Source organism: Janthinobacterium violaceinigrum (assembly GCF_009208555.1).
GTDB lineage: Bacteria > Pseudomonadota > Gammaproteobacteria > Burkholderiales > Burkholderiaceae_D > Janthinobacterium > Janthinobacterium violaceinigrum.
On record NZ_WFLI01000060.1, the window covers coordinates 1 to 25,848 of the forward strand.

Genomic DNA, 25,848 nt, shown 5'->3' on the forward strand with positions numbered 1-25,848 from the left:
CCCCACGCTTCGCAGCCGGCGCGCAGCACGCCCAGCAGCAGCACGCCGGCCGCCGGCAACAGGGCCGCGCGCGAGGGTGCGCCGTCGAGCATGGCTTGCACGGCCCAGGCCAGCAAGGCCGCTTGCGGCAGCCACAGCAAGGCGGCGCCCCCTTGCGCCAGGCTGGCGGCACGGGGAAGGATAAAGCGGGGCAAAGACAAGGGCGTGGTCGGCATCTTCTATACTTCTTGAGTTTTCAGAATTTTCTGTAAATTCGATTTTTTGTATAATACTGCGAAACATGACATATATCAATTGACCCCACCAGTATGGCGTGAAAAAATTCAGATAATTATGAAAACTCAACATATCCAAATGACGCCGCTGATCCTGACCTTCGTCAGCCATTTCGGCGAGATGGGCAGCCGCTGGGGCTTTAACCGTACCGTGGGGCAAGTGTACGCCTTGTTGTTTGTCGCAGAGCATCCCTTGCACGCGGATGAAATCGCGGAGCACCTGAGTTTTTCCCGCTCGAACGTGAGCATCGGACTGAAGGAATTGCAGGGCTGGGGCTTGATCCGCCAGTCGCGCATACCGGGCGACCGGCGCGAGTATTTTTCCTCGCTGGGCGATGTGTGGCAAATCTTCCGCGTGGTGGCGGCCGAACGCCGCCGCCGCGAAGTGGCGCCCACCCTGACGGTGCTGCGCGAATCGCTGCTGGCGCCGGCCACGGAACCCGTGGACCAGTATGCGCAGGAGCGCATGCGCGAAATGTATGAATTGGTCGACCTGGCCAACACCTGGTTCGACGACTTGCAGCGCCTGTCGCCCGAGTCGATGGCGCAGCTGATGAAAATGGGCGCCAAGGTGCAAAAATTGCTCAATGCCAAAGATCGCCTGTTTGGCGTCAGTAACAGCAGCGACTGAAACTTCCCTCCCCCCGCCAGCACGGGGCATGTTGCCACGCCCTTGCCGCTCGCCGTGCACACCATCGCAGCACAGCCATGCATAGCTGCGCGCAATATTATCAACTAAACCAATAGCATTATTTAAATTGTATTAGTTTACAGCGCGAGTAAGCTTGCATTGCGTACACGCGCAAAGGCGAACGGGCGACAAGTTGACCTCCCTGACAGGATGGCGCGCACCCTGAAGCAGTGAAATGACTGCACGATAATAAAAGGGGATTTTCATGAAAAGCATAACAAGCATTGCCATACGGGCATCCATGCTGGCCGCCCTGACGGTCGCAGCTGGCGTGGCACAGGCTGCTACATGGGTAGACGTGGGACCGGCCAGCGGTTTCAGCATCGAAAGCAGCACCGTCACGTACTCGCCGTCGCCGGCCCTCACGGTGAAATACTATAACGACAATCTCGTGCCGCAGAGCCCGGCCGACATCCAGGCCTATATCAACGGCGTCTTCGGCACCAGCCTGGGCGCGGCCGTCTCGTTTTGCGACAATGCCACCTCCGGCTGCACGGCCGGCACCACGGCGGGCGCCAGCGGCGGGGTCAATTCCTTCACGAGCGCGGCAGCCTATGATTACCTGGCCATCCATTTCGGCCAGGGCGAACTGGTCTTCCAGTGGGCCGCGCCCGTCGCTGCCGGCACGACCTTCACGGTGTCAGGCTTGCCCAAGGACTTGAGCAATTACCGCGCCTATGTTTCCGCCATCCCTGAACCGGAAACCTATGCCATGCTGCTCGCCGGACTGGGCTTGCTCGGCCTCATCGCCCGCCGCCGCCAGGCAAGATAAGGCCGGCACCGGCGCAGCCGGGTTGCTTGCCGCCTGCAAGCCCACCCATCCCGCTGCGCCGCTCCATGCCGCCTGTTTACATTGCGCTTGCGGCGCGCGCCCCACTCTTTACACCGTCTTTATGCCCGTCTCGCTATGCTGGCCAGCAACATTCGCCACCGTCGAGAAGGAGCTTCCATGCATGAATCCCCATTCCAGCCGCGTGCACGCAGCGTGCTGCGCCAGCGTTTGCCCGTGCGCGAACGGCTGCGCCTGGCGCGCCTGACAAGCAAGAAAGTGCTGTCGCTATGTTCCGCGCTGCTGTGCGCGGCGCCGCTGCTGTATTTGCTGAGCGTGGTGCTGTGCGCGCAACCCTGAACAGGTGCGCGACAAGGAGAATGCAGGGAAATGAGGTGCGGTGCGGCAGGCTGCCGTCGCATGATCGTGGCCAGTATGAAACTGGTCCGCCCAGAGGGAATCGAACCCCCATTCACGGTTTAGAAGACCGTTGTCCTATCCGTTGAACGATGGGCGGAGAGGTGCAGTATTTTAATCCATGCGCGCCAGCAATGAAATGCCTGCGCGGAATAGAAAACGGGCTGTCATTTCTGACAGCCCGCTTATGACTTTGGTCGGAGTACAAGGATTCGAACCTTGGACCCCCTGGTCCCAAACCAGGTGCGCTACCGGGCTGCGCCACACTCCGAAGACAAGATAATAACGCCCCCACCCAATTTCGTCAATTGCCATAGACGAATTAGATGGAAATAACTATCGCCGCTGCCCCTGCCTTTGCTTTTTAAGCAGCGACTTTATCGGCAATGCGGCGCGCCATCGACTCGGCCTTTTCCTTATCCTTCGCCTCGACCATCACGCGGATCAGCGGCTCGGTACCGGAAGCGCGGATCAGCACGCGGCCCGTATCGCCCAGCTCGGCCTCGACCAGCTCTTTCTCGGCCACCATGGCGGCATTTTTCTGCCAGTCGAAACCGGGCGCCACGCGCAGGTTGATCAGGGTTTGCGGGAACAGCACCAGTTCGGCCAGGCATTGCTGCAGGCTCTGGCCGCTGCGCTTGAGCGCGGACAATACTTGCAGCGCGGACACGATACCGTCGCCCGTCGTGTGTCGGTCCAGGCACAGCAGATGGCCCGAGCCTTCGCCGCCCAGTATCCAGCCTTTTTCCTTCATGACTTCCAGCACGTAGCGGTCGCCCACCTTGGCGCGCGCAAAGCCGATGCCCTGCTCCTTGAACAGCACTTCCAGCGCCATGTTGGTCATCAGGGTGCCAACGGCGCCGGCCACGGGGCCCGTTGCCAGGCGGTCCTTGACCATCACGTACAACAGCTCGTCGCCGTTGTACAGGCGGCCCGTCGCATCGCACATGATCAGGCGGTCGGCGTCGCCGTCGAGGGCGATACCGAGGTCTGCGCCATGCTCGACGACGGCTTCGGCCATGGCCTTGGTTGCCGTGGCGCCAAAGCCCGCATTGATGTTGAAGCCGTCGGGCTTGTTGCCGATGGCGATGACTTCCGCGCCCAGCTCATGGAACACGTGCGGCGCGATATGGTAGGCGGCGCCGTGCGCGCAATCGACGACGATCTTCAGACCCCGCAAATCCAGCTCGTTCGGGAACGTGCTCTTGCAAAATTCGATGTAGCGGCCCTGGGCATCGTCCAGGCGCTTGGCGCGGCCCAGCTTTTCCGACGACACGCAGGACATGGGCTCGTCGAGCGCCGCTTCGATTTCCAGTTCCACGCTGTCGGGCAGCTTGGTGCCCTGGCCGGAAAAGAACTTGATGCCGTTGTCGTGATACGGATTGTGCGAGGCGGAAATGACCACGCCCGCCGACAGGCGCAGCGCCCGCGTCAGGTAGGCAATCGCGGGCGTCGGCATGGGGCCGGCCAGCATCACATCCACGCCGGCCGCCGACAGGCCCGCTTCCAGCGCCGCTTCCAGCATGTAGCCGGAAATGCGCGTGTCCTTGCCGATCAGTACGGTCGGGCGCGCCTTGCCGCCCTGCGACTTGGCCAGCACCTTGCCGGCCGCATAGCCGAGGCGCATGACGAAGTCGGGGGTGATCGGAGCCGTGCCCACCAGACCGCGGATGCCATCGGTGCCAAAATATTTACGCGTCATAGTATTTCTCTTTTTGTTGTTTATGATAAATCTTACAGGCTCAGTGTGCCATGCGCCAGACCTTCAGCGCATCGACGGTTTCAGCTACATCATGCACACGGATAATTTCTGCGCCTTGCGCTACCGCAGCAAGCGCACCGGCAACACTGCCGGCCAGGCGCTGCTCGACGGGACGTCCCGTCACGGCGCCGATCATCGACTTGCGCGACAGGCCCGCCAGCACAGGCAAGCCCAGCTCGCTGCGCAGCTGGCGCGTGGCGCGCAGCAAGGCATAGTTCTGCTCCACCGTCTTGCCGAAGCCAAAGCCGGGATCGACGCACAGGCGCTCGCGGGCGATGCCCGCCGCCGTCATCGTGTCGATGCGCTCGCGCAGGAAATCGATGACTTCACGCACCACGTCCTCGTACTGGGGCTGGGCTTGCATGGTTTCCGGCACGTTTTGCATGTGCATGATGCACAGCGCGCAGTCGCTGTCCTGCACGGCGTCGATGGCGCCCGGCGCGCGGAAACCGTTGATGTCGTTGATCATGTCGGCGCCCGCCAGGATGGCTTCGCGCATCACTTCGGGCTTGTAGGTGTCGACGGACAGGGGCTTGCCGCAGTCGCGCAAGGCGTACAGCACCGGCATGACGCGCTGCAGTTCGTCGTGCAGCGGCAGCGGCGGCGCGCCGGGGCGGCTCGATTCGCCGCCGATATCGATGATGTCGACGCCGTCAATGATCATCTGCTCGGCACGCGAAATGGCAAATTCCAGGTGCTGGTACTGGCCCGCATCGGAAAACGAGTCGGGCGTGATGTTCAGGATGCCCATCACCAGCGCCTGCGTGCCCTGCAGGTTGAAGCCGAAACGGCCGAATTGCAAATAGTGTCGCATGTGAATCTTTGTAGTCGTCAGGAAAAAACTGCGGCGGCAACGAAAAAGGGCAAGGATTGCTCCTTACCCTTCTCTTGCTTGCCGCCGGTCAGGCAGTGGCCGCGATCAGGCTGGCGCCGTCACGTTGGGCGAGATGCCGCCCGTGCCGCTGTCGCCCGCATTGCGGCGTGGCGGAATGACTTTCGGCGGACGCGGCTCGAGGCCGGCCATGATGTCATTGATTTGCTCTGCATCAATGGTTTCCCATTCCAGCAAGGCCTTGGTCATCATTTCGACCTTGTCGCGGTTGCCTTCCAACAAGGTACGCGCCAAAGCATATTGCTTGTCGAGAATGTTGCGGATCTCAGCATCGACCTTTTGCTGGGTCGCTTCCGAGATCGTCTTGGTGGCGCCACCGAAGAAACCTTCGTTTTCGCTGTCTTCGTAGACCATCACGCCCATGCTGTCGGACATGCCGAAGCGGGTCACCATGGAACGGGCCAGCTTGGTGGCGCGCGAGAAGTCGTTCGACGCGCCCGTGGACATTTGTCCCACGAAAATCTCTTCCGCGATACGGCCGCCGAACAGGATGGAAATTTCTTCCAGCATCTTGTCCTTGTAGGCGGACAAGTTGTCGTGTTCCGGCAGCTGCCACGTCAGGCCCAAGGCCCAGCCGCGCGGCATGATCGTCACTTTATGCACGGGATCGGCCTTCGGCAGCAGCTTGGCGACGACGGCGTGGCCCGATTCATGGTAAGCCGTATTGCGACGCTCTTCCTCGCGGATGATCATCGATTTACGCTCAGGACCCATGTAGATCTTGTCTTTCGCATCTTCGAAATCGATCATTTCCACCAGGCGCTTGCTGCGGCGGGCGGCAAACAAAGCCGCTTCGTTGACCAGGTTGGCCAGGTCCGCGCCCGAGAAACCGGGGGTGCCGCGGGCCAGGATATCGGCTTTCACGTCGGTACCGATAGGCACTTTGCGCATGTGCACGTTCAAGATCTGTTCGCGGCCGCGGATATCGGGCAAGCCGACGGACACCTGGCGGTCGAAACGGCCCGGACGCAGCAAGGCTTTGTCGAGCACGTCGGCGCGGTTGGTGGCGGCCACGACGATCACGCCGGAGTTCGCTTCAAAACCGTCCATCTCGACCAGCAACTGGTTCAAGGTCTGTTCGCGCTCGTCATTGCCGCCGCCCATGCCGGCACCGCGGTGACGACCGACAGCGTCGATCTCATCGATGAAGATGATGCATGGCGAATGCTTTTTCGCGTTTTCAAACATGTCGCGCACGCGGCTGGCGCCCACGCCGACGAACATTTCCACGAAGTCGGAACCGGAAATCGAGAAGAACGGCACCTTGGCTTCGCCGGCGATGGCGCGCGCCAGCAGGGTTTTACCCGTGCCTGGAGGGCCGACCATCAGCACGCCGCGGGGAATGCGGCCGCCCAATTTCTGGAATTTGCTGGGGTCCTTGAGGAAGTCGACCACTTCGTTGACTTCTTCTTTCGCTTCGTCGCAACCGGCGACATCGGCGAAGGTGACGGTGTTGCTGGCTTCATCCATCATGCGCGCCTTCGACTTGCCGAACGAGAATGCCCCGCCCTTGCCGCCGCCTTGCATCTGACGCATGAAGAACACCCAGACGCCGATCAACAGCAGCATGGGGAACCAGGAAACAAAAATAGTTTGCAGGAAAGACGCTTCCTCAGGCGGGCGCACATCGAAATGCACGCCATTGTCGCGCAAGTCGCCGATCAGGCCCTTGTCGAGGCTGGTGGCGGTGGTACGCACCTTGGTGTCGTCCATCAGCTTGGCGGTGATCGACGAACCTTCGATCACGACATCCTTGACGCGCTTGGCTTTGACTTCATCCAGCAAATCGGAATAAGCGATGGCCTTGCTGCCGCCTGTGGCGCCATGACTGTCGAATTGCTTGAACAGCATGAACAACAGCAGCAATACGACTACCCAGATGGCAGATTTGGAAAACATGTTATTCACGAAGACTCCTTGGATGCAGTGCGCATCTCTTTACCTATAGCTAGAAACACGATTTTACTCGCAATAAGCGGGCCGTGCCAAAGCCCGCCGATCCGTGCGCGCGAAAAAACCGCGTTCACGCAAAAAAGTGCAGTATAAACAATTTAGGCTTTTATACCATCAGCGCTACTGCACTTCTCGTTCCCATGTGCGGATTCCCGCTTAAATATCAAGGGCGGAATCATCTTCTTCCACGGCATTTTTCACGGGATTCTTGATTCCACGTCCCATCAGGAAGATTTCCGACGATTTATCGCGGCTGGCCTTCGGTTTTTTCTGCACCACGACCTTGAATTCGGCGCGGAATTTCTCCACGATCTGGCTGAATCCCATGTCTTTAAAGCATTTCACCAGCAAGACGCCCGATGGTTTCAAATGCAATTGCGAAAATTCGATGGCCAGGTCGATCAAGTGTTCCATGCGCGCGGCGTCCGCCGTGGCGATGCCCGACAGGTTGGGCGCCATGTCCGACAGGACCAGGTCGACTTTGCGTCCTTGCAACACCACTTCCAGCTGGCGCAGCACGCGCGCTTCGCGGAAGTCGCCCTGGATGAAGTGGAAATCGGCAATCGGCTCCATTTCCAGCATGTCCAGGCCAATCAGGGTACCATTGACCCCGCCGCCGTCCTTGCCGGCCAGCTTGCGCCGCGTGTACTGGGCCCAGCTGCCAGGAGTGCAGCCCAGGTCGACGATCACCTGGCCAGGTTTGATCAGTTTCTCGTCTTCATCGATTTCTTTCAGCTTGTATGCTGCCCGGGCGCGGTAGCCCTCTTTTTGCGCCAACTTCACATAAGGATCATTTATGTGGTCGTGCAACCAGTTTTTGTTTAATTTCTTCTTTGCCATTCGCGTAGAATACTGCTTTTAAGGGAATTACTAAATATTATTATGCTAAAACTTACACCCGTAGAGCGCAGCGCACTGCGCGCCGAAGCACACGCGCTGAAGCCTATCGTCATCATTGGCGAAGCGGGCTTGACACCTGCTGTCCTCAAAGAGATCGACCTTGGCCTGGATTCGCACGGTCTGATTAAAGTCCGCGTGTTCGGCGACGACCGCGAAGCCCGCGTCGGAATGTACGATACGATTTGCGGCAATCTCGGCGCCGCCCCGGTACAACATATTGGCAAACTGCTGGTAATCTACCGTCCGAAAAAAGAAGTGGTTAAGGAGAAGGTCAGCGCCGGCAAAGGCATGCGCGAAGTGACCATCGTCAAGGCCAGCGCCAGCGGCACCAAGCGCCCCAGCGTGACGAAAGTCATGATCAAGGGCAATGAGCGCGTTACCGAAGGCGGTTCCATCAAGCGTGCCAAGCCACGTCAGAAAAGCGCCAAGAAAAGCGCACTGGGCAGCAAGTAAGCCTGTTCACCCGGCAACCGCAAGGCTGCCGGGCTTGAAACAAGAAGCGGAGCACGGGATCTTCCCTGCTCCGCTTTTTTATTGCTATTACGGCATTGTCGGATTACGCGCTGCGCGCTAATCCAAACTACGACTGCCCCCAACAGCAAAGGCTGGGGTCGGACCCTGAGGGTCCGACCCCGGATGTTTCTGCTTCTGGGGTTAATAGAACTATTGCTGCTTCCAGATCAGCACGCCCGCCAGCACACTCTGCACGGCAAAGATCAGGGTCGACACGCCATGCAGCATGCCGAAGCGGCTGCGCATGGCCTCGTCCATGATGCCAGCCGGCGCCTGCGCTTTGAGCTCGGCCATCAGGGGCGTGATGCCGAAATGGCTGAGCAGCGCGCACACCAGCATCGACAGCACCAGCGCGCCCAGCAAACGGCGGCGCTTCGGCTCCAGCGCGCCCGGGCGCCATTGCAGCAAGGCCAGCAATACCAGCGCACAGGCGATGGACAGCCAGGCCTCGGCACGGAACATGCTGCCGGCGATATTGCCAGCGAGCACGCGGTCGCCCAAGGTAGCAAACAGGGTGGGCGCCACGATGAAGCCGATGGTCCACAGGCTGCCGGCCCACAGGGTGGCAACGAGGATGCGCACGCGCGTCAGCATCAGATGTACAGTACTTCCAGGATTTCGTATTCGCGCGGGCCGGACGGCGCCTGCACTTCCACCACGTCGCCGGCGTACTTGCCGATCAGCGCGCGGGCGATGGGGGACGTCACGGAAACCTTGTTCATTTTCAGGTCGGCTTCATCGAGGCCCACGATCTGGTACGTGACTTTCTGGCCCGATTCCAGGTCTTCCAGGTTCACGGTCGAGGCAAACACCACGCGGCCTTCCGCGTCCAGCGCGGTCGGGTCGATGATCTGTGCTGCACCCAGCTTGCCTTCGAGTTCGGCGATGCGGCCTTCCACGAACGCCTGGCGCTCCTTGGCGGCGTCGTACTCGGCGTTTTCCGACAGGTCGCCATGCGAACGCGCTTCGGCGATCGCATCGATGACGATGCGGCGTTCCTTGGTCTTCAAATGATGCAGCTCTTCTTTCAAGAGTTCTGCGCCGTATTTGGTCAATGGGACTGAAGTCATGTTATCTCTACTATCTGCTAGTTATCGGCGCCGTTGTCCGTGTTTTGTCACGCTTAACGGATTTACCAAGTGAAAACCACAGAGGCCGCGCGCTGTTCTGCACGGAACTCTGTGGTTGATAAGCATGCAGTGTACCGCCTAACGGCGGCCACTGCAAATGACACGCTTGCGCTTACGCTTGCTGCAGGGTCTTGTGCAGGCCTTGCAGATCGTACACGCGCAACTCATCCAGATGGCGGATGCCTTCGACGGCCGCTTCCGCACCGGCGATGGTCGTGTAGGTCGTCACGCGCGAGGCCAGGGCCGACGTGCGGATGGCCCGCGAATCGACGATGGCGCTGCGTTTTTCTTCCACGGTGTTGATCACCAGCACGATTTCATGGTTCTTGATCATGTCGACCACGTGCGGACGGCCTTCGATCACCTTGTTCACTGGCGTGACGGCGATGCCGGCAGCAGCGATCACGGCGGCGGTGCCCTTGGTGGCAACCACGGTGAAACCGGACTCGACCAGGTCGCGCGCCACTTGCACGGCGCGCGGCTTGTCCGACGCTTTCACGCTGATGAAGACCTTGCCCGATTTTGGCAGGTTCACGCCGGCGCCCAGTTGCGATTTCACAAACGCTTCGCCGAACGTCAGGCCTACGCCCATGACTTCGCCCGTCGATTTCATTTCAGGGCCCAGGATGGTGTCCACGCCAGGGAACTTGACGAACGGGAACACGGCTTCCTTGACGCTGAAGTATGGCGGCACGACTTCCTGCGTGATGCCTTGCGATGCCAGCGACTGGCCGACCATGCAGCGCGCGGCGATCTTCGCCAGTTGCAGGCCCGTGGCTTTCGAGACGAAAGGCACGGTGCGCGAGGCGCGTGGATTGACTTCCAGCACGAAGACGACGTCTTTCAGCTGGCCGTCGATCTCTTGCTTCTGGATCGCGAACTGCACGTTCATCAGGCCGACCACGTTCAGGCCCTTGGCCATCAGCGCCGTCTGGCGTTTCAGTTCTTCAATGGTTTCCGGTGCCAGCGAGTATGGCGGCAAGGAGCAAGCCGAGTCGCCCGAGTGGACGCCAGCCTGTTCGATGTGTTCCATCACGCCGCCGATGAACGTCGTTTCGCCGTCGGAGATGCAATCGACGTCGCACTCGATGGCGTCGTTCAGGAAGCGGTCCAGCAGCACGGGCGAATCGTGCGAAACCTTGACGGCTTCGCGCATGTAGCGCTCGAGGTCGCGTTGCTCGTGGACGATTTCCATGGCGCGGCCACCCAGCACGTACGAAGGACGCACGACCAGCGGGTAGCCGATTTCCTGCGCCAGGGCCAGGGCGTCGGCTTCCGTGCGCGCCGTGCGGTTAGGCGGCTGGCGCAGTTCCAGCTTGTGCAGCATCTGCTGGAAACGCTCGCGGTCTTCGGCCGCATCGATCATGTCGGGCGAGGTGCCGATGATCGGCACGCCGTTCGCTTCCAGGTCCAGTGCCAGTTTCAGCGGGGTCTGGCCGCCGTACTGCACGATCACGCCCACCGGTTTTTCGATGGCGACGATTTCCAGCACGTCTTCCAGGGTCAACGATTCGAAGTACAGACGGTCCGAGGTATCGTAGTCGGTCGAAACCGTTTCTGGGTTGCAATTGACCATGATGGTTTCGTAGCCGTCTTCGCGCATGGCGAGGGCAGCGTGGACGCAGCAATAGTCAAACTCGATACCCTGACCGATACGGTTCGGGCCACCGCCCAGCACCATGATCTTTTTCTTGTCGGTCGGATTCGATTCGCACTCTTCGTCGTACGTGGAATACATGTACGCCGTGTCGGTCGAGAATTCCGCCGCGCACGTGTCGACGCGCTTGTAGACGGGGCGGATATTCAGCGCATGGCGCTGCTGGCGCACGGCCGTGTCGGTCGTTTGCAGCAGGAAGCCCAGGCGGCGGTCCGAGAAGCCCTTCTGTTTCAGCTTGTACAGGGTGTTCTTGTCCAGGTTTTCCAGCTTCTGCGTGTCGAGCCACAGTTCCAGGTCGACGATTTCCTTGATCTGGATCAGGAACCATGGGTCGATCTTGGTCAGCTGGCGCACTTCTTCCAGGGTGAAGCCCTGGGCAAACGCATCGCCCACGTACCAGATGCGCTCAGGACCAGGCTCGCCCAGTTCTTCTTCGATCTTTTCGCGGTCCTTGGTTTTTTCGTTCATGCCGTCCACGCCCACTTCCAGGCCGCGCAAGGCTTTCTGGAACGATTCCTGGAAGGTACGGCCGATGGCCATCACTTCGCCGACGGATTTCATCTGCGTCGTCAGGTGGTCGTCGGCGGTCGGGAATTTCTCGAACGTGAAACGGGGGATCTTCGTGACGACGTAATCGATCGACGGCTCGAACGAGGCCGGCGTGGCGCCGCCCGTGATTTCATTGCGCAGCTCGTCCAGGGTGAAACCCACGGCCAGCTTGGCGGCGATTTTTGCGATCGGGAAACCCGTCGCTTTCGATGCCAGTGCCGACGAACGCGATACGCGCGGATTCATCTCGATGACGATCATGCGGCCATCGACAGGGTTGATCGAGAATTGCACGTTCGAACCACCGGTGTCGACGCCGATCTCGCGCAGCACTGCCAGCGAGGCATTGCGCATGATCTGGTATTCCTTGTCCGTCAAGGTTTGCGCAGGCGCCACCGTGATGGAGTCGCCCGTGTGCACGCCCATCGGATCGAGGTTTTCGATCGAGCAGATGATGATGCAGTTGTCCGCCTTGTCGCGCACCACTTCCATCTCGTACTCTTTCCAGCCCAGCAGCGATTCTTCGATCAGCAGCTCTTTCGTCGGCGATGCTTCCAGGCCGCGCTTGCAGATGGTTTCGAATTCTTCTTCGTTGTAGGCGATGCCGCCGCCGGAACCGCCCATGGTGAACGATGGACGGATGATGGTCGGGAAGCCCAGGGTGCGCTGCACGGCCCACGATTCTTCCATCGAGTGCGCCACGCCGGAGCGTGCCGAACCGAGGCCGATCTTGGTCATCGCGTCCTTGAACTTGGAACGGTCTTCCGCCTTGTCGATGGCTTCCGGCGACGCGCCGATCAGCTCGACGTTGTATTTTGCCAGCACGCCATTGTTGAACAGGTCCAGCGCGCAGTTCAGCGCCGTCTGGCCGCCCATCGTCGGCAGAATGGCGTCAGGACGCTCCTTGGCGATGATGCGTTCAACGACCGACCAGGTGATCGGTTCGATGTAGGTCACGTCGGCCATTTCCGGATCCGTCATGATGGTCGCAGGATTGCTGTTGACCAGGATGACTTTGTAGCCCTCTTCGCGCAGGGCCTTGCACGCTTGCGCGCCGGAATAATCGAATTCGCAGGCCTGGCCGATCACGATCGGGCCAGCGCCAATAATCAGAATACTTTTAATATCTAAACGTTTAGGCATTTTTCTTTTTCTCCTCCGCAGCCATCAAGTTGATGAAGCGGTCAAACAGGTAAGCAACATCCATCGGGCCCGGCGACGCTTCAGGGTGACCCTGGAAGCAGAAGGCCGGCTTGTCCGTGCGGGCAAAGCCCTGCAGGGAGCCGTCGAACAGCGATTCATGGGTCACGCGGCAATTCGCGGGCAAGGTTGCCGCGTCGACTGCGAAACCGTGGTTTTGCGAGGTAATCAAGACCTGTTTCGTTTCCAGGTCCTGCACCGGGTGGTTGGCGCCGTGGTGGCCGAACTTCATCTTCAAGGTTTTCGCGCCGGAAGCGATCGCCATGATCTGGTGACCCAGGCAGATGCCGAAGGTCGGGATGCCCTTCTCGATCAGCTCTTTCGTCGCGGCAATCGCGTAGTCGCACGGTTCCGGGTCGCCGGGGCCGTTCGACAGGAAGATGCCGTCCGGGTTCAGCGCCAGGGCGTCGGCCGCCGTCGCTTGCGCGGGCAGCACGGTGACCTTGCAGCCGCGGGCCGTCAGCATGCGCAGGATGTTGCGCTTGACGCCGTAGTCGAAGGCGACCACGTGGTATTTCGCGTCCGCGTCGGCCAGCTGGCCGTAGCCTTCGCCCAGGGTCCATTCCGTTTCGCGGTATTCGTAGGCATCCTTGCTGGACACGACCTTGGCCAGGTCCATGCCGGCCAGGCCGGGGAAGGAGCGGGCCAGTTCCAGCGCTTGCGCGGCGGATGGCTCGTTGCCTTGCGTGCCCACCAGGATGGCGCCGCCCTGCGCACCTTTTTCACGCAGGATGCGCGTGAGCTTGCGAGTATCGATGCCGGCGATGGCGACGATATTTTCAGCTTTCAGGTAGTCGGACAGGGAAAGGGTGGAACGGAAATTGGATGCCAGCAATGGCAGATCGCGGATGATGAGACCAGCGGCGTGTACCTTGGAAGATTCGACGTCTTCCGGATTGACGCCCGTATTGCCGATATGCGGATAGGTCAGGGTGACCATCTGGCGGCAATAGCTTGGGTCGGTAAGGATTTCCTGATACCCGGTCATGGAGGTGTTGAAAACAACCTCGCCCGTGGTATGACCGGCGGCACCGATCGAAAAACCTTTAAAGATCGTTCCATCAGCAAGCGCTAATATGGCTGGAACGGCAGGGCCAGAAAAAAATGGCGGCAAGGGCAACTCCTGATAAAGTTACCGTAGCTGCGCCACGTCAGACCGACCGCCTAGATACCCGAGCCAGATGCACTCAGGGTGTTTCAACGGTCATTTTGAATGAGGGGATGGGTAGTCGCTACGGTATATGTGTGATTGGCTAAACCTTTGAATTATAACCAAAAGGAAGCTTTTCCACAAGGAAGAAAATTCAGAAAGCGCGGCATTTTTTTGCGCAGCAGCATAAAATCTGCGCCCCATGAAAAAAGCCGCCCGGCTGGCGCGGGGCGGCTCGTTTTGCAATTGCGGCTACTACTTAGGCCGTCAATGCGGCGATACCTGCTTTCGCAATTTGCGCATCTTCCGCCGACTTGACGCCCGAGACGCCGACAGCGCCCACGTAGTGGCCGTCGAACACGATGGGCACGCCGCCTTCGAGCAAGCCGTCGATTTCCGGCGCGCTCAGGAACGATACGCGGCCGCCGTTGATCATCTCTTCATAGATGCGCGATTCGCGGCGGCCCAGTGCGGCCGTCTTGGCTTTCGATGGGGCGATGTGCGACGAGATGGGCGCCACGCCATCCATGCGCTGCAGCCACAGCAGGTGGCCGCCGTCGTCGACGATGGCGATCGTGACCGCCCAGTTATTCTTGACCGCTTCCGCTTCGGCGGCGGCAGCGATTTTCTTTACGTCATCCAGGGTCAAAATCGGTTTCGATTGCATGGTGCATCCTTGTTATGTTGAATCAAAATTGTATACGAAATGCGGGGCCTGAATAATGGCTTACTGCTCGCGCTTGGCTTTCAGCTTTTGCTTGAGCTGCGCCATGACGGCAAACGTCGCCTGCTCGCCCGCCAGGATCGCCTGGTTGCGGCTGTTGAAATCGTTGCCCTTCATGGTGCCCAGGCTGGGCTGGATCACCACGTCCGCATCCTTGAGCTCGAACTGGTTGATGCGCTGGCCCATGATGGCGAACGTCTGCATGATCACTTCCATCGAGCTGATGGCTTTTTGCGTATCCGTTTGCGACGAGATATTCACGGCAATGATGAAATCGGCGCCCATGTCGCGCGCAAAGCGCACGGGCACGGGAGCGACGAGGCCGCCATCGACATAGGTGTGGCCGGCAATCGTCACGGGCTGGAACACGCCGGGCACGGCCGACGAGGCGCGCACGGCCATGCCGGTGTTGCCACGCTGGAACAGGATGGGCTGGCCATTTTTGAGGTCGGTCGCCACCACGCCAAACGGAATCTTGAGTTTTTCCAGCGGCACGCCGCCCACGGCTTTGTTCACATAGCTTTGCAGCGCCTCGCCCTTGAGCACGCCGGACGACTTGCCGAACAGGGGCAAGGCCCAGTCCGAAATGGCCGCTTCATCCATGTCGAACGCCATCTTTTGCAGGGCGAAGCCGGAATTGCCAGCCGCATACAAGGCACCCACCACGCTGCCCGCGCTGGTGCCCGTGACGATGTCCGCGTTGATGCCCTGCGATTCGAGCGCCTTGATCACGCCGATATGCGCGAAACCGCGCGCCGCGCCGCCACCGAGCGCCAGGCCGATCTTGATCTTGCGCGGCGGCACGACGATGGGTTCGGGGGGCGTCAAAACTTGTACCGGTTTCGGGGCAGGAGTATCGCAGCCGGCCAGCGCGAAGGCGGCCAGGGCAAGCAGGGTCAGGCGTTTAGGGAGCATGGTGGAGAATGAGAACCGCACGCGGCAGTGGCAACAAAGGAGAGCCGATTGTAGCGCAAGCGGGCGCGCCCGCACTGAAGGCTGTCTTAAATGTTTATAAATGACAAGATTTCAAATCGTGCGCGCCACTGCGGCTGCTAGACTGGCGCCTCGCTTGCTGCTTCCATCAAGATTGTTTTTTAATATAATTTATTGCACGCGCCAGCCTGGCGCCGCAGCCTACCTGTATTGATCGGCTTATGAAAACAGACCCGTTCCGCCTCATCGCGCCCCCGGGCGTGCTCCTTGCCGCCCTGCTCGCTGCGGCCTGCGCCACTACCTTTGCGGCGACGCAAACGCCCGATAGTATCGCGGCGAAGATGGCGGGCGTTAGCTGTACGGGAGACCTGCAGATTCCCAATGATCAGGAAAAGCACACGATAGAGCTCAGCTTTGACGCTCCCGACCAGCACGGGGCGCAAGGCACCATCCTCATTGACGGGCGCGGCAAGGCGAGCAACTTCTACGACTGCCGGCAAAGCGGCGACAGCCTCGCCTGCTCGTATGACGCGGGGCCCGCCAGCGGCCCGCTGACCATGCGCTTTACGGGCAAATTGAAAGAGGTAAAAGGCGAAATCGATTCCCCGTTTGAAAACAGTGCCACCATGCACTTTTCCGCGCGCTGCCAAAAATCGGCGCAATAGCAGCCAGCGCGCCAGTTCGTGCCGCATGGATGTTCGGAAAACCCGACCTTCCGGCGGCGGCGCCATGCCCAGGGCATGCACTGGCAAGCGATCAACAGACAACATCTCTCACTCCCGAATCACTGAACATGTCCGACAACTATCAATTTTCCGACAGCCGCGCCCTGAGCGAGCCATTTGCGCAACAGTTATCGCAGCAGCCGCCCGACGGCGCCCTCGCCTGGCTGACGGCCGTGCTGGCCACGCAGGCGCCCGCGCTGCGCTCATCGAACGCCATCTTGCTGGCCTACACGGGCAATCCGGCCGCCATGGACTGGATCGACACCCATGTCGGCTCGCCCGTGGCGGGACAATGGGGCGTGGCGGCAGCGCTGCTGGACACGCCGTGGCCCCGCATCGCCGGCTGGCTGCAGCGCGGCGGCCCGCACCGGCTGATGGCGCTCGACACCCTGCTCGCCTACCGCAAGCCGGCCGTCAACATGTCGCCGCTGGAACAGATCGCCGCCCCCGTGCTGCCGCAGGCGCCCGCGCGCGCCGAGCTGGACGCGGCACTGGCCGCCTGCATGGCAGAGTCCGCCACACCGCGCATCCAGACGGCCGTGAACGCCATCGCGAAACACGGGGACGAGATCCTGCGCGGCGGCCCCCGCGGCGTGGCCGTGGCCGACTTGCCGCGCCTGTATCTGGACCCGGCGCCATTCAAGGATGCGCCCGCCATTCTGCAGCAGCACGAAACGGTGGCCGCCGGCATGCGACAAAACTTGCAGAACTTGCTCAAGGGAATACTGTGAGCAGGCAAGCCCTTGTGACGATCGACGTGCGCGATATCGATTCGCCGCGCCAGCTGCATGCGGCCCTGGCCGCCGCGCTGGGTTTCCCTGCGTGCTACGGCATGAACTGGGATGCCTGCTGGGATGCCATCACGGGCCTGGTGGACATGCCGCAACAGCTGGAACTGGCCGGCTGGCAGGCGCTGGAAGACCGGCTGCCCCGCGACGCGGCCATCCTGCGGCGCATCCTGGCGCGCATGGCGCAGGAAATGCCGGACCTGGCCGCGCAAGTGCTTTACGCTTGACGCAAGGTGTCGCCAGGAAACGCTTGACAGCCCGCCCCAACCTCCCTTACATTAAGTGCATGTCCTCCTTCAAACATTCCTCCCCTTCCTTGCTGTCGCTATCGCGACTACTACTAGCACGCGCATAAGTTTGCCGCTTTGCTTCGCCTGGCCACACGCCGGCGTGTTTCAAAAACCCTGGAAGGTTTGATGATGTTTGCACCATCCCCCGCTACACCCGCAATTTCCGACGCGACCGCCCCCGCTGGCGCCGTTGCCGTGCTTTGCCTGCTACAACTACCGATCGCTTGCCTGGCCTAGTGTTGCGTGGCCGCCCGGCAAGCTTGCGCCACAACCATTGATTTCCCCCTATCTTCAGGAGTACCCGATCATGATGTTGCAAAACCCAGCTTCCAAATACCGCGCCTTTCCTCCAGTCAAATTGACCGACCGTCAATGGCCGAACCAGATCATCAGCAAACCGCCCATCTGGATGAGCACCGACTTGCGCGACGGCAACCAGTCCTTGATCGAGCCGATGAGCGCGGAAAAGAAGCTGCGGTTCTTCGACATGCTGATCGCCATCGGCCTGAAGGAAATCGAAGTGGGTTTCCCATCGGCATCGCAGACGGATTTCGACTTCGTGCGCAAGCTCGTCGATGAAGGCCGCATCCCGGACGACGTCACCATCATCGTGCTGACCCAGTCGCGCGAAGAGCTGATCCGCCGCACGGTGGAATCCGTCGTGGGCGCCAAGCGCGCCATCGTCCACCTGTACAACTCGGTGGCCCCCGTGTTCCGCAAGGTCGTGTTCGGCATGTCGCGCGAAGAAATCACGAATATCGCCACCACCGGCACCACCCTGGTAAAACAGCTGGTGGCGCAGCACCCGGAAACGGAATGGGGTTTCGAATACACGCCGGAATCGTTCTCCACCACGGAACTCGATTTCTCCAAGCATATCTGCGACGCCGTCAGCGCCATCTGGAAGCCGACGCCGGCCAACAAGATGATCATCAACTTGCCATCGACGGTGGAATGCAGCACGCCCAATGTGTATGCGGACCAGATCGAATGGATGTCGCGCAAGCTGGCGCGCCGCGATTCCATTATCATCAGCGTGCACCCGCATAACGACCGCGGCACGGCCGTCGCGTCGGCCGAACTGGCCGTGATGGCGGGCGCCGACCGCGTGGAAGGCTGCTTGTTCGGCAATGGCGAGCGCACGGGCAACGTCGACTTGGTGACCCTGGCGATGAATCTGTACACGCAAGGCGTGCACCCGGGCCTGGATTTCTCCGACATCGACACCGTGCGCAAGTGCGTGGAAGAGTGCAACCAGCTGCCCGTCCACCCGCGCCACCCGTATGCGGGCGACCTGGTCTTCACGGCGTTTTCCGGCTCGCACCAGGATGCGATCAAAAAAGGTTTCGCCAAGCAAGAAGCTGGCGCCATCTGGGAAGTGCCGTACTTGCCCATCGACCCGGCCGACCTGGGCCGCAGCTACGACGCCGTGATCCGCGTCAACAGCCAGTCCGGCAAGGGCGGCATGGCGTATCTGCTGGAACAGGAATACGGCCTGGTCTTGCCGCGCCGCCTGCAGATCGAATTCTCGCGCGCCGTGCAAGCCGTGGCCGATGCCACGGGCCGCGAAATCGCCGCGCAGGATATCCACGACATCTTCCAGCGCGAATACCTGGAGCAGACGGCGCCGTACGCCTACGCTTCGCACCGCATGGTGGAAGACACGAGCAGCGATGAGTCCGTGCAGATCGACATCAGCCTGTCGCACCGCCAGACGCCGCTGGCCCTGCAAGGCGGCGGCAACGGTCCCATCGATGCCTTCGTCAATGCGCTGGGCCTGGACATCAAGCTGATGGATTACCATGAGCATTCGATCGGTTCCGGCGCCAACGCGCAAGCGGCTTGCTACGTGGAATTGCGCCTCGATAACGGCCCTACCCTGTTCGGCGCCGCCATCGACAGCAATATCGTCACCGCCTCGTTCAAGGCCGTGCTGTCGGCCGTGAACCGCCGCATCGGGCAAACGGAAGCGGAAAAAACAACAGCAGCCGACGTGGCTGCCAGCGCCGCCTAAGCAATTCCGGCGCGCTCCATAGGGAGAAAAAGCGGTACGGCTTGATCGCCGTGCCGCCTTTTCATTTCTATAGGGCAATTAGTAGTGCAAATCAGGTATTGCCGACCGTATAATCGTTTCATAACAAGACCACCGGAGACAGATCATTAGCTACCGAGGGAATCACCATGAAATTGACGGATATGAAGATAGGCGCGCGCCTGGGCGCCGGTTTTGGCGTAGTGCTGCTGCTGATGGCAGTGCTGGTGGGCACGGGACTGCTGCGCCTGGACAAGATCGGCGCGCTCAGCGAAGCCATCATTGAGCGCGACTGGGCCAAGGCTGACGCCATTGCCACCATCCGCAGCACCACGCGCTCGAACGCGGCGCTGGTGCTGGAACTGTTCATCCATGAAGATCCCGCCCGCGCCAGCGCCATCCACGGCGAAATCGATGCCAACAAGGCCACCATCAGCGATGCGCTGGCCATCCTCGACCGCCTCATCGTCCTGCCTGAAGGCAAGGAACTGCTGGCCACCCTGAAGCAGCAGCGCAAGGCCTATGTCGTGTCGTTCAGCCAGGCCGACAAGCTGCTGGTGGCGGGACAGCGGGCGGAAGCGGCCGTGCACGTGCGCGACGACACCTTGCCTGCCCTGAATCAGCTGCAAAAAACCGTGAACCACCTGAACGAAGTGCAGCGGGGCGTGGTCGTGCATGGCGGCCAGCAAATCCAGCAGAATATTTCAGCGGCGAATGTGCTGATGGCCAGCCTGGGCACGGCTGCCCTGCTGCTGGGCGTGCTCTTTGCCTGGTGGGTCACGCGCTCGATCACCACGCCGATCGCGTACGCGCTGCGCGTGGCGCAAGCCGTGGCCGGAGGCGACCTGAGCAGTAAAATCGTGGCCGAAGGCAAGGATGAAACGGGCCAGCTGCTGCAAGCCCTGTGCGACATGAATACCAACCTGGCCACCCTGGTGGGACAGGTGCGCAACGGCACGGGCACGATAGCCGTGGCGTCGAGCCAGATCGCCAGCGGCAATGCCGACCTGTCGGCCCGCACGGAAGCGCAGGCCAGCGCGCTGGAAGAGACGGCCTCGTCGATGATCGAACTGACGGGCACCGTGCGCAGCAACAGCGACAATGCGCGCCAGGCCGACAGCCTGGCCCGTTCCGCGTCGGCCATCGCCCAGCGCGGCGGCACGGCCATGACGGAAGTGATCGGCACCATGGACGCCATCAATGCGTCCTCGCGCAAGATCGTCGACATCATCGCCGTGATCGACGGCATCGCCTTCCAGACGAATATCCTGGCCTTGAACGCGGCCGTGGAAGCGGCCAGGGCCGGCGAACAGGGACGGGGCTTTGCCGTCGTGGCGTCCGAAGTGCGCAACCTGGCGCAGCGCTCGGCCGCCGCTGCCAAGGAAATCAAGGAACTCATCGCCGACTCCGTCAGCAGCGTCGGCCAGGGCGCGCAGCTGGTCAGCCAGGCCGGCGCCACGATGGAAGAAGTGGTGGCCAGCGTGGGCCGGGTCAGCGCCATCGTCGGTGAAATCAGCGTGGCCAACCACGAACAGAGCGAAGGCATCGAACAGATCAATGCCGCCATCATGCAGATGGACCAGACGACGCAGCAAAATGCGGCCCTCGTCGAAGAGGCGGCCGCGGCGGCAGCGGCCATGCATGAACAGGCGGGCGAACTGGAAACCCTCGTCAGCCAGTTCAAGCTGGAACGGCAGGATAGCGACAATGCCAAGGCGCCGCCCCGCCCTGACTCTCCCGCCGTACCGCGCCTGCACTAAGAACGCCTATCAAAACCTGCTGCGCGTCGCGATTTGCGGCCTCCGATGCTCACTGTGCATCCGTACAGCTCCGCTTCTCGGGCCAACGGGGGCGCCGAGCCGCACATCCGCTCGCTACGGTTTTGTTAGGTGTTGCAAGTGGCTTATTCCACCTGGCGCGCCAGGCGGATGCCGGAAAATTGCCAGCGCGCGCCGGCCGGGAAGAAATTGCGGTAGCTGGCGCGCGCATGGCCGGCCGGCGTGGCGCACGACGAGCCGCGCAGCACATACTGGTTCAGCATGAACTTGCCGTTGTATTCGCCCAGCGCGCCCGGCGCCGTGCGGTAGCCCGGATACGGCGCATAGCTGCTGCTCGTCCATTGCCAGCAGTGGCCGAACATTTGCCGCAGTCCCGCGTCCGGCGCCGCGGCGGCCGGGTGCAGCTGCCCCACTTCCATTGCCGCGCCTTGCGCCGCCACTTCCCACTCCGCTTCCGTCGGCAGGCGCGCGCCGGCCCAGTGCGCATAGGCGTCCGCCTCGAACAGCGACAGATGGGTGGCCGGCAAGCTCGCATCGAGCGGACGCAAGCCATATAAAGTGAATTCCTGCCAGTTGCCGGCATCGTCGCGCTGCCAGTACAGCGGGCATGCCAGCTGCTGGCTGCGTACCCAGTCCCAGCCTTCCGCCAGCCACAAGTGGGCCGTGCGGTAGCCGCCCGCCTCGATGAAGGCCAGGTATTCGCCATTCGTCACGAGCGCGGTGGCCAGCTCGAACGGCGCCACGTATTGGGGATGGCGCGGCAATTCGTTGTCGAAGCAAAAGCCGTCGCCCGCATGGCCGATCTGCGCCAGGCCGCCGTCGAAGGCGACCCAGGCCGTGGGCGGCGCGTGGCGCGGCGCTGGTGCAGGGGCACTGTCCAGCGCACTGTCCACATAAGCGGGAAACAGGGCGCTCTGCGCCAGCAGGTGCTTGACGTCCGTCAACAGCAACTCCTGGTGCTGTTGCTCGTGTTCCAGGCCCAGCGCCAGCAACATGGTCAGCCGTTCGCGTTCGGGACGCGCCAGTTCGCTGGCCAGCAGGCGGCCGATGCGCGCATCGACATCGATGCGGTAGGCGCGCACCTGCGCCATGCCGGGACGCGTCAGCAAGCCCCGCTGGGCGCGCGGGTGCTTCTCGCCCACGCCGTTGTAATAGGAATTGAACAGCACGCGGAAGGCCGGATGAAAGGGCGCGAACGCCGCTTCCATGCTTTCCAGAATAAACGTTTCAAAAAACCAGGTGGTATGCGCGAGGTGCCATTTCACGGGACTGGCGTCCGGCATCGACTGGGCGCCGCAATCCTCGTCGGACAGCGGTTCGGCCAGCCGCAGCGAATGCCGGCGCACCTTGTTGTAATGATCGATCAGCATGATAGTCTTTTATAGTTTTATGTTGGCATCTTGAACGCCTGACAAAAATCGTAGCGAGCGGCAGTGATTTGTGGCCAAGAAGCACAACCATACTGCAGTACGGGGGCGCCGAGCCGGTGAGCATCGCAGGCCGCAAAGCGCCACGCGCAATAGGTTGGCTCAGGCGTTGTCAATCCCTGATGACGCGCGCGTAAATCACGGCAAACCACTGCTGCGGGTCCGTCCAGACTTGCACGGTGGAAAACCCCGCCTGTTCCAGCAAGCCGACGAACGTCGCGCGCGTGTATTTATAGCTGTCTTCCGTATGGATGCGTTCGCCTTTCGCGAAGCGCCGCTGGCCCCCTTTCCAATGGACGAGCTGCTCGCTGCGCGCTTCCAGGTGCATTTCCACGCGGCTGTCGTCGGCATTGAAAAAGCCGTGGTGCTGCCAGGCGCGCACATCGAAGTCGGCGCCGATCAGCCCGTTCACGTGGCGCAGCATGTTCAGGTTGAAGGCAGCCGTGACGCCCAGCGCATCGTCATAGGCCGCGTCGAGGATGGCGTCGTCCTTGATCAGGTCGACGCCGATCAGCAGGCCGCCGTCGCCGTCCGCATTCGCGCGCAGGCGGCGCAGGAAGGCAGTCGCTTGCTCAGGAGCAAAATTGCCGATCGATGAACCGGGATAGAAGAACAACCGCCGCGCCTCGCGCACGCTGTCGGGCAAGTCCAGGCGGCTGGAGAAATCCAGGCCCAGGCCCGTCATCTCGATGTGCGGAAAGCGCTGCTGCAAGCGGCCCAGCGATTCACTGAGGAAATCATAGGAAATATCCACGGCCACGTACTGGGCCGGGTGCAGCAGCGGGAACAGGCTGGCCGCCTTGGCGCAATTGCCCGCGCCCAGGTCGATCAGGGTGCTGCCCGGCCCCACCGCGTGCGCGATCTCGGCACCGTGGCGGGCAAAGATGGCCGCTTCCGTGCGCGTCGGATAGTACTCGGGCAAGGCGCAGATGGCTTCGAACAGCTTCGAGCCCAGCGCATCGTACAGGTACTTGGGCGAGGTCCACGCAGCGCGCGCCAGCAGGCCGCTGCTGATCTCGGCTATCGTGGCAGGAGTGGCGCTGGCCGCTCCGGCGTTGCTGACAGGATACAAATCGGACGGGTGCTGGGCAAGTGGCATGGTCATGGGCTGGCGTCGTCTCTCTGGGTTCGCGAAGGGCTTGCTGGGCCGGCAGCCGGCTCTCCTTCCCTGCTGCAGACCGTGCTGCAGGCCGTGGCGGACGCCGTTGCCGATGACTTTTTCTCATCATAGCGGAATCCGCGCAAGCCAGCCGTGCGGCAGGTAACTTAAGGTCAAACATGCGGCGCGCACGCAAAATTGGTATTGCCAAGCAAAAATGATAAGCCTGTCGTATACTACACATTGCCGGCCAAACAATCCGCGCCCCTTTGCAGTTCCCAGGCCCCCCTCTCCCCCGCGTGCCTCCCTTTACGATAGCCGTTAACACCATGCTCGAATTGCGCCATCTGTCGAAGTCCTATGCCAATGCCCGGCCCGTCCTGGCGAATATTTCCTGCCGCTTCAAGGCGGGGGAATTCATCGCCATCATGGGCGACTCGGGCGTCGGCAAGTCGACCTTGCTGAACCTGATCGCCGGCCTCGACACACCCGATGCGGGCGCCGAAGCGCACCCTATCCTGGTGGACGGCATTGCCATGTCCAGCCTCGATGACGCCGCCGCCACCCGGCTGCGTCGCGCCCGCATGGGCTTTATCTTCCAGGCCTTCCACGTCTTGCCGCACCTGACCCTGCTGCAGAACGTGGCCCTGCCGCTGCTGCTCAACGGACTGCCCCAGGAGCGTGCCGCCAGCATGCTCGAGGCCGTCGGACTGGGCGGACGCGGCGGCGACTTTCCCCAGCAATTGTCGGGTGGCGAAATGCAGCGCGTGGCGATCGCCCGCGCGCTCGTGCACAAGCCGGCGCTGGTGCTGGCCGACGAGCCCACCGGCAACCTCGATCCCGACACGGCGCACAGCATCCTGCAATTGCTGCGCGCCGAGATCAAGGCCAACGGCAGTTGCGCGATCATGGTCACGCATTCGCTGGCCGCCGCCGAAATGGCGGACAGAACCATGATATTGACCAAAAGCGGACTACAAAATACAACAATCGTCAACCAAATTGATCAAACAATCAGTTAATTTAACTGACCATCTGTCACAAGTTTTGTTATCGTAGTATTATTGAAAACACTTGCCTGGTTATCAATGTTTTAACGCGAATGTTGTACTACGTCACCCAGACAGCCGTACTGCGATGACGAACTATAGCCGGGACCGCATCAAAGTGGTCTCGTCCCTTGCATAACCTAAAGGAGGAGTAAATGAACGTTCGGCAAAAGAAGCTGGAAATGATTGAAGCGATGAACCGGGCGCGTGCGCTCGAACCATCGAGTTTTGTGCCCAACAAGCTGCTCGATACCCTGATCGAGAAGATGAACCTGAAAAATGATGCGGAACTGTGTCGTGTCCTCGAAGTCCAGCCCCCCATCATCAGCAAGATTCGTCACGGCAAACTGTCGGTCGGTGCAACGATTTTATTGCGCATGCATGAAAAATCGGACATCACCATCCGCGAACTGAAGGAACTATCGGCCACACCCGTCCATTGATACACACGCTGTTGTAATGCCATGCCAGGCACCCAGGTCCCCGGCGCCATGAACTTTTGCCATGAAATTCGCGTAGTTCGCTCACCGCACAACATCCGAGCACGATAGCGAAGAGACCCAGCCCAAACCATGCTGACCGTTTCTCTGCCCTCCCGCTCCAGCTCTCCCCTCCCCGCTTTCGCTCCGCATTGCCCCGCCAGCCAGCATTTCCACTCAAACTTGATCTGACACAACACGCATCACCGCCGCAGGTATCAAGGTCTGTTTTTGACCAGTGATCTCAACCGCATGTCCAGCGACCCTCCTGTGCCGCCCGTGCTGCGCCTGACGCTCACGCGCGATCCCCTCGCCGGCGCCGGCGACTGCCCCGCCGCGCCCGGCTGGCTCAGCGAAACCCACGTGCTGTCCGGCGCACGCGGCATCGGCAGCAGCCGCGTCAACCTCGATATCGGCCCGGCCGACGTGGTGCAACTGCTGCTGTGCGACGGCAATTCGCTGCTGGCAGGCAGCCTGGACCTGCCACGCTACCTGGGTTCCCCCGCGCCGGCACGCGACGGCGCGCCCGCCAGCATCGAAGTGGGACTGGCCTTGCGCCCGCAGGCGGCGCGCCAGCCGCCCGGCTTCGATTTCCGCCAGAACGCCCTGAACGCCGCCTTTGCCGAAGCCATCGCCGCCTTCCCCGATCTTCATGCAATCTTAATA

At 61.3% G+C, this 25,848-nt stretch carries 24 protein-coding genes, 2 tRNA genes and 1 pseudogene; 12 read left to right on the top strand and 15 right to left on the bottom strand.

Annotated elements, in window-relative coordinates:
• Positions 1-215 (bottom strand): annotated as a pseudogene (locus tag GCN75_RS27600) (thiol reductant ABC exporter subunit CydD); the annotation flags it as partial.
• A gap of 139 nt (positions 216-354) precedes the next feature.
• Here GCN75_RS27600 and GCN75_RS27605 point away from each other — a divergent pair.
• The 3 genes from GCN75_RS27605 (at position 355) to GCN75_RS27615 (ending at position 2,095) form a co-directional block, all read left to right on the top strand.
• Complete coding sequence (locus GCN75_RS27605) at positions 355-906, top strand: GbsR/MarR family transcriptional regulator (RefSeq protein ID WP_193317687.1); 552 nt, start codon at positions 355-357, stop codon at positions 904-906.
• A gap of 265 nt (positions 907-1,171) precedes the next feature.
• Positions 1,172-1,738, top strand: a complete 567-nt coding sequence (locus GCN75_RS27610; RefSeq protein ID WP_152285201.1) for a PEP-CTERM sorting domain-containing protein — start codon at positions 1,172-1,174, stop codon at positions 1,736-1,738.
• 177 nt (positions 1,739-1,915) lie between these two features.
• Complete coding sequence (locus tag GCN75_RS27615) at positions 1,916-2,095, top strand: hypothetical protein (protein ID WP_152285202.1); 180 nt, start codon at positions 1,916-1,918, stop codon at positions 2,093-2,095.
• A gap of 82 nt (positions 2,096-2,177) precedes the next feature.
• Here GCN75_RS27615 and GCN75_RS27620 read toward each other — a convergent pair.
• From GCN75_RS27620 to GCN75_RS27645, 6 genes are all read right to left on the bottom strand, one after another.
• Positions 2,178-2,252, bottom strand: a tRNA-Arg gene (locus tag GCN75_RS27620).
• A gap of 94 nt (positions 2,253-2,346) precedes the next feature.
• Positions 2,347-2,423 (bottom strand) — tRNA-Pro (locus tag GCN75_RS27625).
• 93 nt (positions 2,424-2,516) lie between these two features.
• Positions 2,517-3,854, bottom strand: coding sequence for a phosphoglucosamine mutase (gene glmM, locus GCN75_RS27630; RefSeq protein ID WP_152285203.1), 1,338 nt, complete (start codon positions 3,852-3,854; stop codon positions 2,517-2,519).
• A gap of 40 nt (positions 3,855-3,894) precedes the next feature.
• A complete protein-coding gene (gene folP / locus GCN75_RS27635; protein WP_152285204.1) occupies positions 3,895-4,728 on the bottom strand; it encodes a dihydropteroate synthase in 834 nt (277 codons plus the stop codon).
• A gap of 105 nt (positions 4,729-4,833) precedes the next feature.
• Positions 4,834-6,714 (bottom strand): ATP-dependent zinc metalloprotease FtsH, encoded by a 1,881-nt coding sequence (gene ftsH / locus GCN75_RS27640; protein ID WP_092712889.1) that lies wholly within the window; start codon positions 6,712-6,714, stop codon positions 4,834-4,836.
• 201 nt (positions 6,715-6,915) lie between these two features.
• Positions 6,916-7,599: an RlmE family RNA methyltransferase gene (locus GCN75_RS27645; RefSeq protein WP_152285205.1), complete on the bottom strand. Its 684-nt coding sequence runs from the start codon at positions 7,597-7,599 to the stop codon at positions 6,916-6,918.
• Between the two features lie 42 nt (positions 7,600-7,641).
• On the opposite strand from GCN75_RS27645, the gene GCN75_RS27650 reads away from it, so the two are divergent.
• Positions 7,642-8,112, top strand: a complete 471-nt coding sequence (locus GCN75_RS27650; RefSeq protein ID WP_010397237.1) for a YhbY family RNA-binding protein — start codon at positions 7,642-7,644, stop codon at positions 8,110-8,112.
• A gap of 210 nt (positions 8,113-8,322) precedes the next feature.
• Here GCN75_RS27650 and GCN75_RS27655 read toward each other — a convergent pair whose 3' ends face one another.
• The 6 genes from GCN75_RS27655 to GCN75_RS27680 form a co-directional block, all read right to left on the bottom strand.
• Positions 8,323-8,766: a DUF4149 domain-containing protein gene (locus GCN75_RS27655; protein ID WP_193317688.1), complete on the bottom strand. Its 444-nt coding sequence runs from the start codon at positions 8,764-8,766 to the stop codon at positions 8,323-8,325.
• Complete coding sequence (greA, locus tag GCN75_RS27660) at positions 8,766-9,242, bottom strand: transcription elongation factor GreA (RefSeq protein ID WP_034757428.1); 477 nt, start codon at positions 9,240-9,242, stop codon at positions 8,766-8,768. Before greA ends, GCN75_RS27655 begins: the two co-directional genes overlap by 1 nt.
• A gap of 172 nt (positions 9,243-9,414) precedes the next feature.
• A complete protein-coding gene (gene carB / locus GCN75_RS27665; protein ID WP_152285207.1) occupies positions 9,415-12,651 on the bottom strand; it encodes a carbamoyl-phosphate synthase large subunit in 3,237 nt (1,078 codons plus the stop codon).
• Positions 12,644-13,822 carry a glutamine-hydrolyzing carbamoyl-phosphate synthase small subunit gene (carA, locus tag GCN75_RS27670; protein WP_092610630.1) on the bottom strand — a complete coding sequence of 393 codons (1,179 nt, stop codon included), beginning with the start codon at positions 13,820-13,822 and terminating at the stop codon, positions 12,644-12,646. Before carA ends, carB begins: the two co-directional genes overlap by 8 nt.
• Before the next feature lie 295 nt (positions 13,823-14,117).
• Positions 14,118-14,525, bottom strand: a complete 408-nt coding sequence (locus tag GCN75_RS27675) for a GlcG/HbpS family heme-binding protein (protein WP_034786036.1) — start codon at positions 14,523-14,525, stop codon at positions 14,118-14,120.
• A gap of 60 nt (positions 14,526-14,585) precedes the next feature.
• Complete coding sequence (locus tag GCN75_RS27680) at positions 14,586-15,497, bottom strand: patatin-like phospholipase family protein (protein ID WP_152285208.1); 912 nt, start codon at positions 15,495-15,497, stop codon at positions 14,586-14,588.
• Between the two features lie 239 nt (positions 15,498-15,736).
• Between GCN75_RS27680 and GCN75_RS27685 the strand changes: the two genes are divergently transcribed.
• From GCN75_RS27685 to GCN75_RS29895, 5 genes are all read left to right on the top strand, one after another.
• On the top strand, positions 15,737-16,180 hold the full coding sequence (locus GCN75_RS27685; RefSeq protein WP_152285209.1) for a hypothetical protein: 444 nt from the start codon (positions 15,737-15,739) through the stop codon (positions 16,178-16,180).
• Positions 16,181-16,308: 128 nt separating this feature from the next.
• Positions 16,309-16,971: a hypothetical protein gene (locus GCN75_RS29755; protein WP_226941608.1), complete on the top strand. Its 663-nt coding sequence runs from the start codon at positions 16,309-16,311 to the stop codon at positions 16,969-16,971.
• A 14-nt stretch (positions 16,972-16,985) separates the two neighbouring features.
• Positions 16,986-17,255: a barstar family protein gene (locus GCN75_RS27695; protein ID WP_226941609.1), complete on the top strand. Its 270-nt coding sequence runs from the start codon at positions 16,986-16,988 to the stop codon at positions 17,253-17,255.
• A 370-nt stretch (positions 17,256-17,625) separates the two neighbouring features.
• The gene (gene leuA / locus GCN75_RS27700; protein WP_099664506.1) at positions 17,626-19,332 is read left to right on the top strand and encodes a 2-isopropylmalate synthase; all 1,707 of its coding nucleotides are present in this window, start codon (positions 17,626-17,628) and stop codon (positions 19,330-19,332) included.
• A 167-nt stretch (positions 19,333-19,499) separates the two neighbouring features.
• Complete coding sequence (locus tag GCN75_RS29895; protein ID WP_193317689.1) at positions 19,500-21,110, top strand: methyl-accepting chemotaxis protein; 1,611 nt, start codon at positions 19,500-19,502, stop codon at positions 21,108-21,110.
• A gap of 143 nt (positions 21,111-21,253) precedes the next feature.
• Here GCN75_RS29895 and egtB read toward each other — a convergent pair whose 3' ends face one another.
• Complete coding sequence (gene egtB / locus GCN75_RS27710) at positions 21,254-22,498, bottom strand: ergothioneine biosynthesis protein EgtB (RefSeq protein ID WP_152285211.1); 1,245 nt, start codon at positions 22,496-22,498, stop codon at positions 21,254-21,256.
• A 169-nt stretch (positions 22,499-22,667) separates the two neighbouring features.
• Positions 22,668-23,660 carry an L-histidine N(alpha)-methyltransferase gene (egtD, locus tag GCN75_RS27715; RefSeq protein ID WP_152285212.1) on the bottom strand — a complete coding sequence of 331 codons (993 nt, stop codon included), beginning with the start codon at positions 23,658-23,660 and terminating at the stop codon, positions 22,668-22,670.
• A 323-nt stretch (positions 23,661-23,983) separates the two neighbouring features.
• On the opposite strand from egtD, the gene GCN75_RS27720 reads away from it, so the two are divergent.
• The 3 genes from GCN75_RS27720 to GCN75_RS27730 all read left to right on the top strand — a co-directional run.
• Positions 23,984-24,676: an ABC transporter ATP-binding protein gene (locus GCN75_RS27720; protein WP_034757401.1), complete on the top strand. Its 693-nt coding sequence runs from the start codon at positions 23,984-23,986 to the stop codon at positions 24,674-24,676.
• Positions 24,677-24,858: 182 nt separating this feature from the next.
• Positions 24,859-25,146, top strand: coding sequence for a hypothetical protein (locus GCN75_RS27725; RefSeq protein ID WP_034786045.1), 288 nt, complete (start codon positions 24,859-24,861; stop codon positions 25,144-25,146).
• Between the two features lie 288 nt (positions 25,147-25,434).
• The coding region (locus GCN75_RS27730; RefSeq protein WP_152285213.1) for a hypothetical protein at positions 25,435-25,848 on the top strand (414 nt) is incomplete at its 3' end.